At 68.9% G+C, this 16,706-nt stretch carries 14 protein-coding genes; 11 read left to right on the forward strand and 3 right to left on the reverse strand.

The genetic code is table 11. The features are described from left to right. Positions 1-12: 12 nt before the first annotated feature. Together QH470_RS25485 and QH470_RS25490 are read left to right on the forward strand one after the other, a co-directional pair. Positions 13-1,479, forward strand: coding sequence for an FAD-dependent monooxygenase (locus QH470_RS25485; protein WP_280274875.1), 1,467 nt, complete (start codon positions 13-15; stop codon positions 1,477-1,479). Positions 1,480-1,769: 290 nt separating this feature from the next. Next, a complete protein-coding gene (locus QH470_RS25490) occupies positions 1,770-3,584 on the forward strand; it encodes a hypothetical protein (protein ID WP_280274876.1) in 1,815 nt (604 codons plus the stop codon). Positions 3,585-4,110: 526 nt separating this feature from the next. Here the strand turns inward: QH470_RS25490 and QH470_RS25495 are convergent. Beyond that, on the reverse strand, positions 4,111-4,263 hold the full coding sequence (locus QH470_RS25495) for a hypothetical protein (RefSeq protein WP_280274877.1): 153 nt from the start codon (positions 4,261-4,263) through the stop codon (positions 4,111-4,113). 348 nt (positions 4,264-4,611) lie between these two features. Between QH470_RS25495 and QH470_RS25500 the strand changes: the two genes are divergently transcribed. From QH470_RS25500 to QH470_RS25510, 3 genes are all read left to right on the forward strand, one after another. Next, complete coding sequence (locus tag QH470_RS25500) at positions 4,612-6,060, forward strand: NsdA family TPR-like regulatory protein (RefSeq protein ID WP_280274878.1); 1,449 nt, start codon at positions 4,612-4,614, stop codon at positions 6,058-6,060. Between the two features lie 11 nt (positions 6,061-6,071). Continuing rightward, the gene (locus QH470_RS25505) at positions 6,072-6,464 is read left to right on the forward strand and encodes a hypothetical protein (protein WP_280274879.1); all 393 of its coding nucleotides are present in this window, start codon (positions 6,072-6,074) and stop codon (positions 6,462-6,464) included. A 126-nt stretch (positions 6,465-6,590) separates the two neighbouring features. Further along, positions 6,591-6,989 carry an NUDIX domain-containing protein gene (locus QH470_RS25510; protein ID WP_280274902.1) on the forward strand — a complete coding sequence of 133 codons (399 nt, stop codon included), beginning with the start codon at positions 6,591-6,593 and terminating at the stop codon, positions 6,987-6,989. 81 nt (positions 6,990-7,070) lie between these two features. Here the strand turns inward: QH470_RS25510 and QH470_RS25515 are convergent, their stop codons facing one another. Next, a complete protein-coding gene (locus QH470_RS25515; protein WP_280274880.1) occupies positions 7,071-8,057 on the reverse strand; it encodes a heme o synthase in 987 nt (328 codons plus the stop codon). Between the two features lie 419 nt (positions 8,058-8,476). Here QH470_RS25515 and tkt point away from each other — a divergent pair, with 419 nt between their 5' ends. The 6 genes from tkt to QH470_RS25545 all read left to right on the forward strand — a co-directional run bounded on the left by tkt (position 8,477) and on the right by QH470_RS25545 (position 15,719). After that, positions 8,477-10,621, forward strand: a complete 2,145-nt coding sequence (gene tkt / locus QH470_RS25520; protein ID WP_280274881.1) for a transketolase — start codon at positions 8,477-8,479, stop codon at positions 10,619-10,621. Positions 10,622-10,626: 5 nt separating this feature from the next. Further along, positions 10,627-11,832 carry a transaldolase gene (tal, locus tag QH470_RS25525; RefSeq protein WP_280274882.1) on the forward strand — a complete coding sequence of 402 codons (1,206 nt, stop codon included), beginning with the start codon at positions 10,627-10,629 and terminating at the stop codon, positions 11,830-11,832. A 4-nt stretch (positions 11,833-11,836) separates the two neighbouring features. Next, positions 11,837-13,399, forward strand: a complete 1,563-nt coding sequence (zwf, locus tag QH470_RS25530; RefSeq protein ID WP_280274883.1) for a glucose-6-phosphate dehydrogenase — start codon at positions 11,837-11,839, stop codon at positions 13,397-13,399. Next, on the forward strand, positions 13,396-14,304 hold the full coding sequence (gene opcA, locus QH470_RS25535) for a glucose-6-phosphate dehydrogenase assembly protein OpcA (protein ID WP_342213843.1): 909 nt from the start codon (positions 13,396-13,398) through the stop codon (positions 14,302-14,304). The genes zwf and opcA overlap by 4 nt, the downstream gene beginning before the upstream one ends. Before the next feature lie 23 nt (positions 14,305-14,327). Beyond that, positions 14,328-15,062: a 6-phosphogluconolactonase gene (gene pgl, locus QH470_RS25540; protein WP_280274885.1), complete on the forward strand. Its 735-nt coding sequence runs from the start codon at positions 14,328-14,330 to the stop codon at positions 15,060-15,062. A gap of 156 nt (positions 15,063-15,218) precedes the next feature. Further along, entirely contained in the window at positions 15,219-15,719 is a 501-nt protein-coding gene (locus QH470_RS25545; RefSeq protein WP_280274886.1) for a nitroreductase family protein, read from the forward strand. Here QH470_RS25545 and QH470_RS25550 read toward each other — a convergent pair. Continuing rightward, on the reverse strand, positions 15,699-16,676 hold the full coding sequence (locus QH470_RS25550) for an alpha/beta fold hydrolase (RefSeq protein ID WP_280274887.1): 978 nt from the start codon (positions 16,674-16,676) through the stop codon (positions 15,699-15,701). The genes QH470_RS25545 and QH470_RS25550 overlap by 21 nt on opposite strands. Positions 16,677-16,706: the final 30 nt, after the last annotated feature.

Genomic DNA, 16,706 nt, shown 5'->3' on the forward strand with positions numbered 1-16,706 from the left:
TTGGAGGATGTCGTGTCACCGCAGGTACTCATCGCCGGAGCCGGTCCGACCGGCCTCACCCTCGCCATCGATCTCGCTCGGCGCGGCGTCGAGGTCCGCCTCGTCGACCGGGCGGCGGAGTTCTTCGCCGGATCCCGCGGCGACGGCATCCAGCCGCGCACCCTCGAGGTGTTCGACGACCTCGGCGTGATCGACGCGATCCTGGCCGCGGGCGCCCCGCCGGCGCCGATGCGGGTCTATCTGGACGGGCAGTACGTGACCGAGCGCCGCATGACCGAACCGCGCGACCCCACACCGACCGTGCCGTACCCGAATCCGTGGATGCTCGGGCAGTCCGACACCGAGGCCGTCCTGCGCGCGCGGCTGGCCGAGTTCGGTGTGCACGTCGAACTGTCCACGGCGCTCGCCGATTTCACCCAGGACGAGTCCGGCGTCACCGCCACGCTCGCTGGTCCCGGCGGCGCCGAGACCGTGCGCGCCGACTACCTCGTCGGCGCGGACGGCGGGCGCAGCACGGTGCGCAAGGCGCTGGGCATCGCGTTCGAGGGCAGCACCGACGAGTCGCTGCGGATGCTGCTCGGTGACGTCCGCGCCGACGCGCTCGACCACGCCTACGGATACTGGTTCGCCGCGGCCGACGCGCCGATGAACGGAATCGCGTTGAGCCCCTTGCCCGGCGGGCGGTTGTTCCAGTTCGCGGCCCCGCTCGCGGAGGACACCGAGCCGACCCGCGCGGTGCTGCAGGGCTACGTCGACCGTCTCACCGGCCGCACCGACCTCGAGATCGCGGAACCCGTCTGGTCGACGGTGTGGCGGCCGAACGTGCGGCTGGCGCAACGGTTCCGGGACGGACGGGTGTTCCTGGCGGGCGACGCCGCGCACGTCCATCCGCCGACCGGCGGCCAGGGCATGAACACCGGCATCCAGGACGCCTACAACCTCGGCTGGAAACTCGCGGCCGCGCTCGGCGGCGCGGCTCCGCTCGCCGGCGCGGCCGGGCCCGCCGACATCGGCGCGCTGCTCGACAGCTACGAGACCGAACGGCGAGCCGTCGCGGCCCGCGTACTGGGCATCAGTACCGAACTGCTCGAAAAGCACACCGCGGGAGACGAAGACGCGCTGCGACGCGGCGCGGAGACCCAGCAGCTCGACATCAGCTACCGGGGTGTGGGCGCGACGGGCGCGCTGGTGGCCGGCGACCGCGCCCCCGACGCTCCCCTGCGCCGGGCCGACGGCACCGAGCTGCGCCTGTTCGACCTGTTCCGCGGACCGCACGCGACGCTGCTCGGATTCGGCACGTCCGCCGTCACGGACACCGCGGCCGTCCAGGGGTATTCGATCTTGCCGCCGGGCGCCACGCCCGGCGAGGGCGAACTGGTCGCCGTCTCCGGCCATGCCTTCGACGACTACGCCGCCGGGTCGGGCACTCGCGTGCTCGTCCGGCCCGACGGATATCTGGCCTGGCGCGCCGACGCCTGAACGCGGTGCCGGATCGTTCGCACGCGCGGACAGCATCCCCGGCCGAGGCCCTTCGACCAGTGCCGTAGCGAAAGATGGGCGGTCGCGAAGCCTTTGCTACTCCGGCGTATTCACTCCGAGCGGGCGACGGCTGGTGTAAAGAGGGGTGACCCGCTCGCGACGCGGCCGCGCCGATGCTGGATGATCTGTGCTGCCGCGCAAGCCGATTCGCCCGGTTCGCCGCACCCACGGACGGACCGGGCAGTCGCTCGGGCGGCAGGCAGATACGTATCGACCAGGGGTTGATCAGGATGTTGGTGAAGGTCCGCAACGACGACCCGTCGCGACTGTCCAGCACCGAACGGACGGTGGTGAACTGGTTGAAGTCGTGGACCGGCTCGCACGCGCTGTCCGGTATCGCGGTGGTGAAGGCGCACGGCGCAGACCTGATCGTGTGGACCCCGAGAGCCTGTGTGGTCGTGGTGGTGAAGGGCTTCACCGAGCGCCGCAACGGTCCGCTCACCGTCGCCGACACCGCGCCGTGGACCATCGACGGGCACATCGCGCCGCTCGAGGGCGTGCAGACCGGCACCGAGCCGATGGACGAGATCCGCACCCGCACCACCGAGATCGAACGGGTGCTGCGGGCGGCGCCGGGCCGCCAGCACGTCGCGGTCATGGGTGTGGTGCTGGTGATTCCACATCTCGGGACGAGGGTCAGTCTGGAGAAGGGCGCGCTGGCGCCCGGGCTGGACGTGGTCGTCGGCGACGGCCCGTCGTCGCTGCGCGCCTACTTCACCCAGCTCACGGGAGCGAACGAGGCCGAGGGCGGTGCGGGAACGGTTCAGCCCCGTCCCGACGCGTGGGACGCCGCGCAGGTGAGCCAGGCCCTCGGCGCGCTCGGATTCGCGGCCGCGGCAACGTATTCCGATCTCGTCGCGGAGGGCTTCCCGCCGCCGCGCGGCGATCGCACCGGCGGGCCGTCCGGCGCGCAGACCGCCGCCGCGGCCCAGGCACCCGCTTCCGCCGGTACGCCCGCACCGGCTCCCGGTTCGGGGACGCCGCCGACAGGCGGGGCGCCGATCCCGCTGCCCGGCCGGTCCGCGCCGCCGCCCGGCGGACAGCAGGCCGTGCCGACGCGCGAATACACCGCGGCCACACCGGCTTACGGGTCCGCCGCACCCTACGGTTCGCCCGCACCTGCTGCCGGTTCACCCGCGGCCGCTTACGGTTCGTCCGGGGCTGCCCACGGTTCGTCCGGCCCTGCATACGGTTCGCCCGCGCCCGCTTACGGTTCACCCGCCCCCGACACGCCGCGCCGCCGCCGTAGCTCCCGGCGCGAATCGGCCGCGGCGGCAGCGGGTTACGGCGCGTCCGGCCGGGCGGGCGCGTCCGGTCCCGGGACTTCCCAACGGGAATTCGCGTCCGGCGCACCGAGTTTCGCGCCGGGCGGATTCTCTGGCGGTCCGCCCTCCTACAACTCTCCCGCCCAGCCGTACTCGGTGCCCTTCGAACCCCGTCCGCCCAAGCCACCCCGAGCCCGCGGTCGCGGCATCGTGCCTTTGGTTCTGCTGGCGCTCCTGGTGCTGATTCTGGCGACCGTCGCCATGTGCACCGGCGGCAACGACGACAAACCGTCCACTCCCGCACCGGCGCCCGGAACCCGCACCACCCAATCCACCGCCCCGCATACAACGGCCCCCGATATCACCATCCCGTCGGAAACCCCCGCCCCGGCCTGCTTCCCGCTGCAACCCGACTGCCCACCCTCGGGCCCGGCGGCAGAACCCGCGCCCCCGGCCGAGCCCCCGGTCCCGGCCGAGCAGATCCCACCCCCCGGCCCAGCCCCCGCCGAACAGCTACCGCCCCCGGCCCCCGCGGAACCCGCAGCACCGGTCGGCCTGGCGGTCTCGCCGAAACCGGCCGTACCGGCGGAACGCACCGCAGCCGCAGAACCCGCGCCACCGGCCGAACCGGTCCCGCCCGCCGAGCCGCCCGCCCCCGCGGAACCCGTTGCGCCAGCCGGACCCGCGGCACCGGCCGAACCCGCCACGCCGGTAGAGCCCGCCGCGCCCGCAGCCCCTGCCGTACCGGTGGAGCCCGCCGAACTCCCTCCGACCGAGTAACCTGCCTGGTCCAATCCGCCCCACCCGGAAACACCAGAACAGGGTCAATACACCTGTGCTGCGCGAAGGTTCGGACGTACCCGCCCTTCCCTATCGGCAGCTCACGTCAGTGCCCACCGATACAGAATGCCGACCAGCGCCCTTCCACCACACTCCGATCCGGAGGCTCAGGTCTGCGTGAAGTACACCAACGTGCGCTGACGGATGGTGCCACGACGGTTACTGATCGGACTCGTCCAGCAGCAGGTACGCCGCTTCCAGGTGCACGATGCACTCGTCCGGGTGGTGAAAGCGGTGGATATTCCTCAGTTCCCGCGCCCGGTTCAGAGTCAGATCCATGAGCGACACCTGGCACATGAACTCGGCAAGCTTGCCGTCCGCTTGAACAAATGTCCTGTGCGGCAACGGGTCCGGCATGATCACGAGGTGCTCTCCACTTCGGCGACGCTGCCGCTCTCCGGCAGCAGGATGAATTTTGGGAGGAACGTGTTCGAACGTTCGGGCGGGAGGGCAACAGCAAGCAGCCTCAGTCCCACAGGCATGCGCACGGCAGCGGCGGCAGATCTGTATGCACCTCGTCATCCACCGTGACCTGCAACTCCATGTCGGCGAAGGTGCCCGCGAGTTCATCGGCGACGTCTTGCGCCTGCTCTGCGCCGGCCTGGAAATCGAGCTTCAAAGCGCCGGACTCGATATGAATGTGCCGAACACGCCGAGTCGGACGCGGCGGGGTGACGGGTCGCATGCCGGCTCACGTCCCCCGAAGTAGTCGCCAGCCGGATTCTCTGTAGCACCGACGATCGCAGTATCCGTCACCGGCGCTCCTCAGAGCCGAACTTGTCACTGCCACAGCCATGACGAGGTGGCGAAACAGATTGCGAGGCATGGGAATTCCCCTCATATGCAGCGAATAGTGCCTCTTCAGCCTGACGGCGCGGCAGTTTTCCTCGCGAGTGCCTGGTGGTGGCGTAGTGTGTGGGTTTCGTATGGGTTTCCCCAGGTCAGATGGCGTACCGTAGGCGGGGCGATGGTCAGAGGGCGGGAATGGACAGGATTCGAGGCAGCCGCGTTGCAAGAAGCGATGCGGCGATCTGTGCGCGACTTCGCGGTGCTACTCGGCCTCGAAACCACCACGGTGATGAACTGGCGGGCGGGCCTCAGCACCGTGAAACCGCGCTCCGCCACACAGGCCATCCTCGATACGGCGCTGGAACAACGCGCCACCTCAGAAGACCGGGCCAGGTTCGAACAAATACTGCAAGAAGGCGAGGCGGTCTGGCGGCAGCGGCACCATATTCCTTCCCGGTGCAATTCGACCGACAACCGCGCCTCGATCAGGAGCGAGCTGCTGAACGTCGAAGCGGTGAAGGCACCAGCCGCTCGCCTGGTTCGCGGTGTCGCATCTACTACTGTGGGAGGCAGTCACGCCACCGGACCCGGTGGTGCGTACCCCACGGAGATTACGGATATGAACCGACGAGAGTTGTTGCGGCTGTTAAGTATTGCCACAACCACTCTCGCCACTACAACCACGATCGACTGGGGCCGGCTGCACTTTGCCTCCGCTTCGGGCCAAGCGGATGCGGCCACGCTGGATCACTGCGGCACGGTCAATCGGCTGCTGTGGCAGGACTACGGCGAGGCCGAAACCAAGACCGCTGTGTTCAACGCCGCCCGGGAACAGCTGACCATGTTGGTGGAGTGCCTGCGCAACTCACGTACCCCTGGAATGCGCCGCCGCCAGCAGGAATTGATCGCTGACGTTTTGCAGTTGTCCGGCGAGATCCTGCTCGATGCCAACCATTTGGCTGAGGCCGCGCATTGCTACGCCCTGTCGGGCGCGTTCGCGGCCGAAGCGAGGGCCTACGACCTCTGGGCGTGTGCGCTCACCCGGCACGCCTACATCGGCATCTTCGACAACCGTTACGACGACGCGCTGCCACTGGTGGAAGAAGCGGCCGGGATCGCCCGCAACGGGAATAGCGAGCTACCCACTCGCTACTGGGTGGAGAGTGTGCGGGGGCAAGTCCTCGCCGGCCTCGGTGACACTGCGGGATGCGAACGCGCCTTCGATGCAGCGCGCGGTGTCCTCGACCTAGCCGACACCCCATCCATTGGCTGGCTGCGATTCAACGGGACACGCATCGACGAAGAACGCGCCAGTTGCCTGGTGCAACTGGCGCGACCCGAACAGGCCGAGGACATCCTGGCGCCGCTTTCGGACCGTCCGCTGTCTACCCGCAGGCGGGCCAGTGTACTGGTCGACCTGGCCGCGGCCGGGGCGCTGCGCAACGATCCGGTTCAAGTCGTGTGGTACGGCGGCACGGCGGTAGATATTGCCCGCCGCACCAAATCCGGCTACGTCGGTCGGCGACTTGGGCAGCTGCGACAGCGCCTGACGGGCTTCCAGGGCGACCGGCACATTGTCCACCTCGAACAACAGATCAAGACGCTGGCAACGTCACCCACCTACTGATGAGGAGCACAGTGAGCACCGATACCGCACACGGCGGCAAGGTCTTTCGGGAAGCCTGGATCAAGGGCGTCACCACGCACTATCCCGGAACACCGAAGGACAGCTACATCACGCCGTGGGAGAACACACCGGACTGGGAGAAGGCCAGCGCCGAGGCCGTCTATCAGCAGGTGGCGGACTTCATCCGGATCACGGACGGTGCAGCGACGCGCCTCGAACCGGAAACCAAGGGCCAATTCGTGGCCATCTGCTGGGTGGGGCAGATTTACGCGCACATCCCTGATCCGAAGCCGGGCTACGTAGCTCCGTGGGAGCAGCTGCCGGAGTGGCAGCAGAAGACAGATATGGAAATCTTCAAGGCGGTTGAGGGGGATTTGGCTTCGAGGGAAGCTGCTGAGGCTTGAGTTCTGCGGACACCCGCACACCGTGCCGAAATCCCGAATGATCGATGACGAGATGATCGTTACCCCGTATCTGTTCCGTGCACGCGGATACCAGCACACCGCCTTGCATCTTCGTCGTCTGTCGCCCTGGTAACCGACGACTCCGGCCGCGTGCTCATGCAACGTCGAGGTGATTCAGGCAATTGGTCGTTACCTGGCGGGATCATGGAATTGGGTGAGACGCTCTCGCAGTGCGCTATTCGCGAGACGCGAGAAGAGACCGGGCTGGATATAGAGATAACGGGATTGCTCGGGATCTACTCGGACCCAGCGCACGTGATCGCATACGCGGACGGTGAAGTGCGGCAAGAGTTCGCAGTTGTGTACTACGGCCGCGTGATCGGTGGTCAGATCACCGTGTCGCACGAGTCCACCTCTGTGGAGTTCCTGAGCCTGGAAGAACTCGAATCCTTGCCGGTGCACTCAACGGTGCGATTGAGATTGCAACACCATGCGGAGTACTGCGGTACGCCGTACCTCGGATGATCGCGCACTCGAACCAGGGCCAGGGGTACGGCAGGGGTGGATACGCGCGTATCGCGGGAGGACGATCGATGCTGCGGAGCGTCAGCCGAACAGGGTGTGGCCGATGGTGTGCCAGCCGAGGACCGAGTCCACGGCGAGGCCGCAGAAGACGACGGCGAGGTAATTGTTGGACTGCAGGAACAGGCGCAGCGGCTTTACCGGTTCGCCGCGCCGCACACCGGAGTAGAGCTGATGGGCCATCAGCAGGAACCAGGCGCCCGCGGCGAGCGCCACGGCCGCGTAGACCACGCCCGTGGCGGGGATCAGGGCCAGGGTGGCGGCGACGGTCAGCCAGGTGTAGACGACGATCTGCTTGGTGACGGCCTGCTCGGTCGCGACCACCGGCAGCATCGGCACACCGGCCGCGCGGTAGTCCTCCTTGTAGCGCATGGCCAGCGCCCAGGTGTGCGGCGGCGTCCAGAAGAAGATGACGAGGAACAGCACGAGCGCGGGCCAGCCGATGGTCCCGGTGGCCGCCGACCAGCCGACCAGCGCGGGCATGCACCCGGCGGCTCCGCCCCAGACCACGTTCTGCGAGGTGCGGCGCTTCAACCCCAGCGTGTAGACGAAGACGTAGAACAGGATCGTCGCGACCACCAGCAGGCCCGACAGCAGATTCGCCTGCCACCACAGCCACGCGAACGAGCCGGCGCCCAGCACGACGCCGAACACGAACGCGTGGCGGGTCGGCACGGCATCGCGGGCCAGCGGACGTTTGGAGGTCCGCTTCATCACCTTGTCGATGTCGGCATCGGCGACGCAGTTCAGCGTGTTCGCGCTGGCGGCGCCCATCCAGCCGCCGAACAGCGTGGCCAGAATGAGGCGGATGTCGATGTGCCCGCGATCGGCCAGCAGCATCGTCGGAATCGTCGCGACCAGCAGCAGCTCGATGACCCGCGGCTTGGTCAGCGCGATGTAGGCCAGTACCCGGCGGGTCAGGGCCGACAGCGGGCCCGTGCCCGTGACACGGTCGGCGAGCGCCGTCGCGGAGGGGCCATGTGCACCACCCGGCTGTTGCCCAATCCGCACTGTCTCTCCTCGCAGGTGGTGCATCGATCCGGTCCAGGAACCAGCAGCGCGCCGCCCTCGGCCCGCATTCCCGCAGGGGCTGATCCACGGGCACAGGCCGACGCGGCGCTGCAACTACTACAGGCGATGGTAGACCTACGCGGGTTGTGGTCCAGCACCCACCCGGCGCGAATCCGCCGGTGCCGCAGGCATCGTGCCCGGATTGCGGCCGCCCAAGACACAATTCGTCCGCACGCGCCGGTAACAACCCGGCGACAACCACCACCGCGCGATAACGAACGCACGACACGGCCCGTCGTTGCAGGGTTCCCACGTCCGGGGATTCGGACGGGCTCTAGGGTGGGTGGTGCATCCAGCGCCCGCAAGCAGCACGTCGCCGTAACCGCAAAGTTGACGAGAAGGTCAGGAGAACCTCGGTCGTGTCAGTCACAGACGACATCCGCGCCCTCACCCAGCCGAACCACCCGGTCGACTGGACCGATCTGGACACCAGAGCCGTCGACACCATCCGCGTGCTCGCCGCGGATGCCGTGCAGCAGGCCGGCAACGGCCACCCCGGCACCGCGATGAGCCTGGCGCCGCTGGCGTACACCCTCTACCAGCGGGTCATGAACTACGACCCCGCCGACCCGGATTGGCCGGGCCGCGACCGCTTCGTGCTGTCCTGCGGTCACTCCAGCCTCACCCAGTACATCCAGCTGTATCTGGCGGGCATCGGCCTCGAACTCGAGGACCTGAAGAACCTGCGCAAGTGGGGTTCGCTCACCCCGGGCCACCCGGAGTACCGGCACACCCCCGGCGTCGAGATCACCACCGGCCCGCTGGGCCAGGGCCTGGCCTCCGCGGTCGGCATGGCGATGGCGGCGCGGCGTGAGCGCGGGCTGTGGGATCCGGCCGCGCCGGAAGGCAAGAGCCCCTTCGACCATTACATCTACGTGATCGCCTCCGACGGTGACATCGAGGAGGGCGTGACCTCCGAGGCGTCGTCGCTGGCCGGTACCCAGCAGCTGGGCAACCTCGTGGTGATCTACGACGACAACAAGATCTCCATCGAGGACGACACCTCCATCGCGCTCACCGAGGACACCGCCGAGCGGTACCGCGCCTACGGCTGGCACGTGCAGGTGGTCGAGGGCGGCGAGGATGTCGTCGCGATCGAGAAGGCGCTCACCGAGGCCAAGGCCGTGACCGACAAGCCGTCGTTCATCCTGCTGCGCACCATCATCGGCTATCCGGCCCCGAACAAGATGAACACCGGCGCCGCCCACGGCGCCGCGCTGGGCGCAGACGAGGTGGCCGAGACGAAGAAGGCGCTGGGCTTCGATCCGGACCGGACGTTCGAGGTCGACGACGCCGTCATCGCCCACACCCGCCGCAACGCCGCCGACCGCGCCAAGGCCCTCCGCGCCACCTGGCAGGAGCGGTTCGACTCCTGGGCGCAGGCCAACCCGGACAACAAGGCGCTGTTCGATCGCCTGACGGCGCGCGACCTGCCCGCGGGCTGGGCCGACGTGCTGCCGACCTTCGAGGCCGACGACAGCGGCGTCGCCACCCGCAAGGCCTCGGGCAAGGTGCTCGCCGCGCTGGCCCCGGTGCTGCCGGAGCTGTGGGGCGGTTCGGCCGACCTCGCCGAATCCAACAACACCACCATGCCCGACGTGCCGAGCTTCGGCCCGGAGTCCATCTCCACCGGCATGTGGAAGGCGAACCCGTACGGCCGCACCTTGCACTTCGGTGTCCGCGAGCACGCGATGGGCGCGATCCTCAACGGCATCGCCCTGCACGGCCCGACCCGCCCCTACGGCGGCACCTTCCTGGTGTTCTCCGATTACATGCGCCCGGCCGTGCGCCTGGCCGCGCTCATGCGGGTCCCGGCGGTCTACGTCTGGACGCACGACTCGATCGGTCTCGGCGAGGACGGCCCGACCCACCAGCCGATCGAGCACCTGGCCGCGCTGCGCGCCATCCCGGGCCTGAACGTGGTCCGCCCCGGCGACGCCAACGAGACCGTGCACGCCTGGCGCGCGGTGCTGGAACTGGAGAGCGCCGAACACGATTCGCCGTACGAGGTGTCGGAGACGCCGCATATCGACGGCCCGTCGGCGCTGGCGCTGACCCGCCAGAACCTGCCGGTCCTCGACGGCACCAGCTACGAGGGCGTGCGGCGCGGCGGCTACGTGCTGGCCGAATCCTCCACCGGCACACCGCAGGTGATCCTGATCGCTACCGGTTCGGAGTTGCAACTCGCGGTCGAGGCCAGGACTACGCTGGAATCGCAGGGCATCGGCACCCGCGTGGTCTCGATGCCGTGTGTGGAGTGGTTCGACACGCAGGAGCAGTCCTACCGCGACGAGGTGCTGCCGCCGGCGGTCCGCGCGCGGGTCACCGTCGAGGCGGGAATCTCGATGCCGTGGTACCGCTTCGCCGGTGCGGACGGCCAGATCGTGTCGATCGAGCACTTCGGTGCCTCGGCCGACTACAAGACCCTGTTCCGCGAATTCGGCATCACCGCCGAGGCCGTGGTCGAGGCCGCTCAGCGTTCACTCGACAAGGTGAAGGGATAAGCGACATGACACAGAACGAGAAACTCGCCGCACTGTCCGCCGCGGGCGTGTCGGTGTGGCTCGACGATCTGTCGCGCGACCGCATCCGGTCGGGCAACCTCGCCGACCTCATCGCCACCCGCAGCGTCGTCGGCGTCACCACGAATCCGACCATCTTCCAGGGCGCGCTCAGCAAGGGTCACGCCTACGACGAGCAGGTCAAGGAGCTGGCCGCCCGGGGCGCGGACGTCGAGTCGGCGATCCGCACCATCACCACCGACGACGTGCGCGCCGCCTGCGACGTGTTCGCCGAGGTGTTCGAGGCGACGAGCGGCGTCGACGGCCGGGTGTCGATCGAGGTCGACCCGCGCATGGCCTTCGACGCCGACAAGACGGTCGCGCAGGCGATCGAGCTGTGGAAGATCGTCGACCGGCCCAACCTGTTCATCAAGATCCCCGCGACCGAGGCGGGCCTGCCCGCCATCACGAAGGTGATCGCGGAGGGCATCAGCGTGAATGTGACGCTGATCTTCTCGGTGGCCCGCTACCGCAGCGTCATGGGCGCCTATCTGGACGGCCTGCGCAATGCCCGCATCGCCGGGCACGACCTGGCCCGCATCCATTCGGTCGCGTCGTTCTTCGTGTCCCGGGTGGACACCGAGATCGACAAGCGGCTCGAGGCCATCGGCACGCCGGAGGCGCTGGAACTGCGCGGCCAGGCCGGAATCGCCAACGCGCGGCTGGCCTACGCCGAGTATCAGGACGTCTTCGACGGCGGCAAGCACACCTCGACGTTCGCGCACCTGTCCTCCGCGGGCGCCAACCGGCAGCGGCCGCTGTGGGCGTCCACGGGCGTGAAGAACCCCGAGTACTCCGACACCATGTACATCACCGAGCTGGTCGCGCCCAACACGGTGAACACGTTGCCGGAGAAAACGCTCGAGGCCTACGCCGACCACGGTGAGCAGCGCGGCGACGCCGTCAGCGGCACCGCGGAGCAGGCGCAGGCGGTGTTCGACAAGCTACGCGCGGTCGGTGTCGACATCGACGACGTGTTCGTCGTGCTCGAGCGCGAAGGCGTCGAGAAGTTCGAGAAGTCGTGGGAGGAACTGCTTTCCGCGACCGCCACCGAACTCCAGGCTGCATCGACGGCGACAGACGCGGGGGCCTCCGTGGTGACGCAAGCTGCCTCCTCCGGCCCCGACGCGTCTGCCGCACCCGGGAACAACTGACCCGATGGCCGGCGCAGAGACGACGGCCGCCCCGGGGAATCCGCTGCGCCAGGAGAGCGACAAGCGGCTGCCCCGGATCGCGGGCCCGTGCAGCATGGTGATCTTCGGTGTCACCGGTGACCTGTCCCGTAAGAAGCTGATGCCGGCCATCTACGACCTCGCGAACCGCGGGCTGCTCCCGCCCGGGTTCGCGCTGGTCGGCTTCGCCCGCCGGGACTACGCGGACGAGGACTTCGCGAAGGTCGTGCTGGAGGCGGTGAAGCAGCACGCGCGCACCCCGTTCCGGCAGGAGGTCTGGGAACAGCTCTCCGAGGGAATCCGCTTCGTGCAGGGCACCTTCGAGGACGACGCCGCCTTCTCCCAGCTGGCGGCGACGCTCAAACAGCTCGACCACGACCGCGGCACCGGCGGCAATCACGCCTTCTACCTGTCGATTCCGCCGAACGCGTTTCCCCTTGTGCTGCAACAGCTTTCCCGCACCGGCCTGGCGCAGCCGCCGGATCCGGGTGAGGGACGCCAGAAGCCGTGGCGGCGGGTCGTCATCGAGAAGCCGTTCGGGCACGACCTGCAGAGCGCGCAGGAACTCAACGCCCTGGTCAACCGGGTGTTCCCCGAGGAGACGGTGTTCCGCATCGATCACTACCTCGGCAAGGAGACGGTGCAGAACCTGCTGGCGCTGCGCTTCGCGAACGAGATGTTCGAGCCCATCTGGAGTTCCAATTTCGTCGACCACGTGCAGATCACGATGGCCGAGGACATCGGATTGGGCGGGCGCGCAGGCTATTACGACGGCATCGGCGCGGCGCGCGACGTCATCCAGAACCATCTGCTGCAACTGCTGGCGCTGACCACGATGGAGGATCCGGTCAGCTTCCAGCCGCGGCAGTTGCAGATCGAGAAGCTCAAGGTGCTCTCGGCGACCAAGCTCGTGGAGCCGCTCGACGAGACCACCGCCCGCGGCCAGTACACCGAGGGCTGGCAGGGCAGCGAGAAGGTGGTGGGCCTGCTGCAGGAGGAGGGTTTCGATCCCAACTCCCGCACCGAGACCTACGCCGCGATCACGCTGAACGTCGACACGCGGCGCTGGGCGGGCGTGCCGTTCTACCTGCGCACCGGAAAACGCCTGGGCCGCAGGGTCACCGAGATCGCGGTGATGTTCAAACGCGCGCCGCACCTGCCGTTCGACCAGACCATGACCGAGGAGCTGGGGCAGAACGCCCTGGTGATCCGGGTGCAGCCGGACGAGGGCATCACGCTGCGGTTCGGGTCCAAGGTGCCCGGGTCGAGCATGGAGGTCCGGGACGTCAACATGGATTTCAGCTACGGCGAGTCGTTCACCGAATCCTCGCCGGAGGCCTACGAGCGGCTGATCCTCGACATGCTGCTCGGCGAGCCGTCGCTGTTCCCCGTCAACGAGGAGGTCGAATTGTCCTGGCGCATCCTCGATCCCGTGCTCGAGCACTGGCACGCCGACGGCAAACCCGAGCCGTACGAGGCGGGCACCTGGGGTCCGGCGTCGGCCGACGAGATGCTTGCCCGCACCGGGCGGGAATGGCGGCGGCCGTGATCGTCGACATGCCCACGACCGACACCCGATCGGTCGCCAAACGCCTGGTGAAGCTGCGGGAGAGCAACGGCGTCATCACCACCGGCCGGGTGCTCACGCTGGTGGTCTGCACGCTGGACAGCTCCGAGGCCGAGGACGCCATCGACGCCGCCAACGACGCCAGCCGCGAACACCCTTGCCGCGTCATCGTTCTCGCGCGCGGTGACCGGTTCGCCGAGACCAAACTGGACGCCCAGATCCGGGTCGGCGGCGACGCCGGAGCGGCCGAGGTGATAGTGCTCCGGCTACAGGGCGACCTGGTCAATCACGAGAGCAGCGTGGTGATCCCGTTCCTGCTGCCCGATACCCCGGTGGTGGCGTGGTGGCCGCGCGGGGCGCCGGATTTCCCGTCGAAGGATTCGGTGGGGCGCCTGGCGATCCGGCGCATCACCGACGCCACCTTCGCCCCCGACCCGCAGGACGCGATCCGCAAGCGGGTCGCCTCGTACGCGCCGGGCAACACCGATCTGGCGTGGAGCCGGATCACGTACTGGCGCGCGCTGCTCGCCGCCGCGCTGGACGAACCGCCCTACGAGGCGGTCGAATCGGTGACGGTGTCGGGGCTGCGCGAGGAACCGGCGCTGGACATCCTGGCCGGGTGGCTGGCGGCCCGGCTGAACTGCCCCGTGCGGCGGCACACCGGCGAACTGCGGGTCGAACTGCACCGCCCGACGGTCTCGATCGCGATCTCGCGGCCCCAGACGGGCCGCACGGCAACGCTTTCCCGCACCGGCGAACCGGACCAGCGCTTCGCCCTGGCGCGCCGCGAGACCAAGGACTGCCTCGCCGAGGAACTGCGCCGCCTGGACGATGACGAGATCTACGCCGAGGCCCTGTCGGGAATCGAGAAGGTGACCTACGAGTGAGTCCAGTCGGACAGGAGTGACCGATGAGTGAGACCCATGTCGAAATCTTCTCCGGCACGACGGAACTGGTGGCCGCGGCGGCCGCGAAGTTCGTCGCGGTGGTGACCGCGGCCCAGGCGGCGCGGGGGTCGGCGGCGGTGGTGCTGACCGGGGGCGGGACCGGCATCGGGCTGCTGGAGCTGGTCCGGAAGGAACCCGGCGATATCGACTGGTCGCGGCTGGACGTGTTCTGGGGCGACGAAAGGTTCGTGCCCGCAGGCGATTCCGAGCGCAACGACCTGCAAGCCCGGCAGGCGCTGCTGGACCACGTCCCGGTGGATCCGGCGCGCGTACATCCGGTCGCGGCCTCCGACGGCGAGTACCCGGACCCGGTCGAGGCCGCCGCGGAGTACTCGGCGGCGGTGCACGCCCACCTGTCCGAGCACGGCGCCTTCGACCTGCACCTGCTCGGCATGGGCGGCGAGGGTCACGTCAACTCGCTGTTCCCGCACACCGACGCCGTCCGCGAGGACCACGAACTCGTTGTCGCCGTGACGAATTCGCCGAAACCGCCGCCGGTCCGGGTCACCCTCACCCTCCCGGCTGTCCGCCGCAGCCGCCACGTGGTGCTGGTAGTCGGCGGCGAGGCCAAGGCCGAAGCCGTCGCCGCGGCTCTTGCCGGCGCCGACCCCGCCGACATCCCCGCCGCCGGTGCGCAAGGCAGCGAGAGCACCACATGGCTGCTCGACACCCCTGCCGCCGCACAGCTCCCCCGCTGACCTCACCGCGGCAGCTTTCCGGTAGCGCGATGGCAATCGATAGGCTCGGCGTATGCCGTTGATCGAGGTGACGTATGGGCCGGGCGTTCCGGGAGCCACTTTGCGGGAGCTGGGTGAGCGGCTGCACCGCGATATCGCGGCGTGGGAGCAGAGCGAGTGAGCAGGACGTTGCGCTCGGTACGGCATTTCCTTCCCACCGCGGTACCGCGGTCGGACGTCGAACGGATCATCGACGTGGCGCGGTGGACCGGATCCGCGCGCAATCGCCAGCCCTGGCGGTTCGTCGCGGTGACCGGTCCCGAGGTGCGCCGGGACCTGTCCCGGTGCGGCAACTTCGCCCTGCACCTCGCCGACGCCCCGCTGGTGCTCGTGCTGCTCTCGCACGACAACGGTTTCGCCGACACCGAATTCGACATGGGCCGCGTCGCGCAGTCGATCTGTCTCGCCGCCGACGACCTCGGCCTGGGTACCTGCCTCACGACATTCCATCCTGACGACAATGTCCGCCGTGCCGCCCGCCTCGTCGGCGCGCCACCCGGCTGGCTGGCGCGCCATGCCGTCGCGATGGGATATCCGGCGCCCGCCCCGAACTCGGCGCCCACCGCGATCCCCCGCGGACGCCTTCCGGTCGCGGACCTACTGACCTGGATCTCCTGACCGGTGCGCGGCGAGGTGAGCGATGAGGAAGTCGTTCACCGCACCCGTGCGTTCCAGTTGCACCAGATGCCCTGCGCCCGCGACCTTTTCGACGGCACGAAGATCGGTGACGTGCGCCCGCAGGGTGGCGAGCGGGTCGCGACCGCTGAAACCCTCCATGTCCGGGTCGTTCTCGCCGTAGAGGAAGTACGTGGGCACGGGGACGGTGGTCGGCAGGCCGGCCGTCAGCTCCCAGTTGCGGTCCAGGGCGCGGTACCAGGTGAGCCCGCCGGTGAAGCCGGTCTGCTCGAATTCCTTTGCCAGAACCTCGAATTCACCCTCGGCGAGCCAGGTCCACGGCAGTGCGGGCGCCTCCGGCAGCACGTCGAGGTAGCCCAGGCCCGGCGGGTTCTTCCAGGTGTCGAGATAGTGGTAGTCGCCGCTGAGCGCGTAGAAGACCCGGGCGAGGAACTCCCGCGGGCGCGCGGCGAGTTCGGCGTCCGCCACACCGGGCGTCTGGAAGTACGACAGATGCAGAAAGTGCCGTTCGGCCGCCTTGGTCCAGAACGCCGACGGGGGCTTGGGCGGACGCGGGGCGAACGGGTTGTTCAGCACGAACACCGCGTCGACGCGTTCCGGCGCGCGCAAAGCCAGCTCCCACACCAGTTGCGCGCCGAAATCCAGCCCGACGAAGACCGCGCGCTCGGCGCCGATATCGTCCAGCAGCCCGAGCAGATCGCCGATCACGGCGCGGTTGGTGTGCGCCTCGACGCCCTCCGGCGCCTCGGTCCGGCCGTATCCGCGCAGGTCGGGAGCGATGGCCCGATAACCGGCCGCGGCCACCGCCGCCAGCTGCCGATGCCAGACGAACCACCCGTGCGGGAAGCCGTGGCAGAAGACGACCGGATACCCCGTCCCCTGCTCGGCGACATGCAACCGGACGCCGTTGGTCTCCACGAACCGATGTGTCGGCTCCACTACGCCTCCCAAGGACTAGAACGTGTTCTT

The organism is Nocardia wallacei (assembly GCF_029868745.1).
GTDB classification, from domain to species: domain Bacteria; phylum Actinomycetota; class Actinomycetes; order Mycobacteriales; family Mycobacteriaceae; genus Nocardia; species Nocardia wallacei_B.

Coding starts and splice junctions, on each gene's coding strand:
- QH470_RS25500 (WP_280274878.1), top strand. CDS start 4,612: ATGGTCAGAGGGCGGGAATGGACAGGATTCGAGGCAGCCGCGTTGCAA.
- pgl (WP_280274885.1), top strand. CDS start 14,328: ATGAGTGAGACCCATGTCGAAATCTTCTCCGGCACGACGGAACTGGTG.
- tal (WP_280274882.1), top strand. CDS start 10,627: ATGACACAGAACGAGAAACTCGCCGCACTGTCCGCCGCGGGCGTGTCG.
- zwf (WP_280274883.1), top strand. CDS start 11,837: ATGGCCGGCGCAGAGACGACGGCCGCCCCGGGGAATCCGCTGCGCCAG.
- QH470_RS25490 (WP_280274876.1), top strand. CDS start 1,770: ATGTTGGTGAAGGTCCGCAACGACGACCCGTCGCGACTGTCCAGCACC.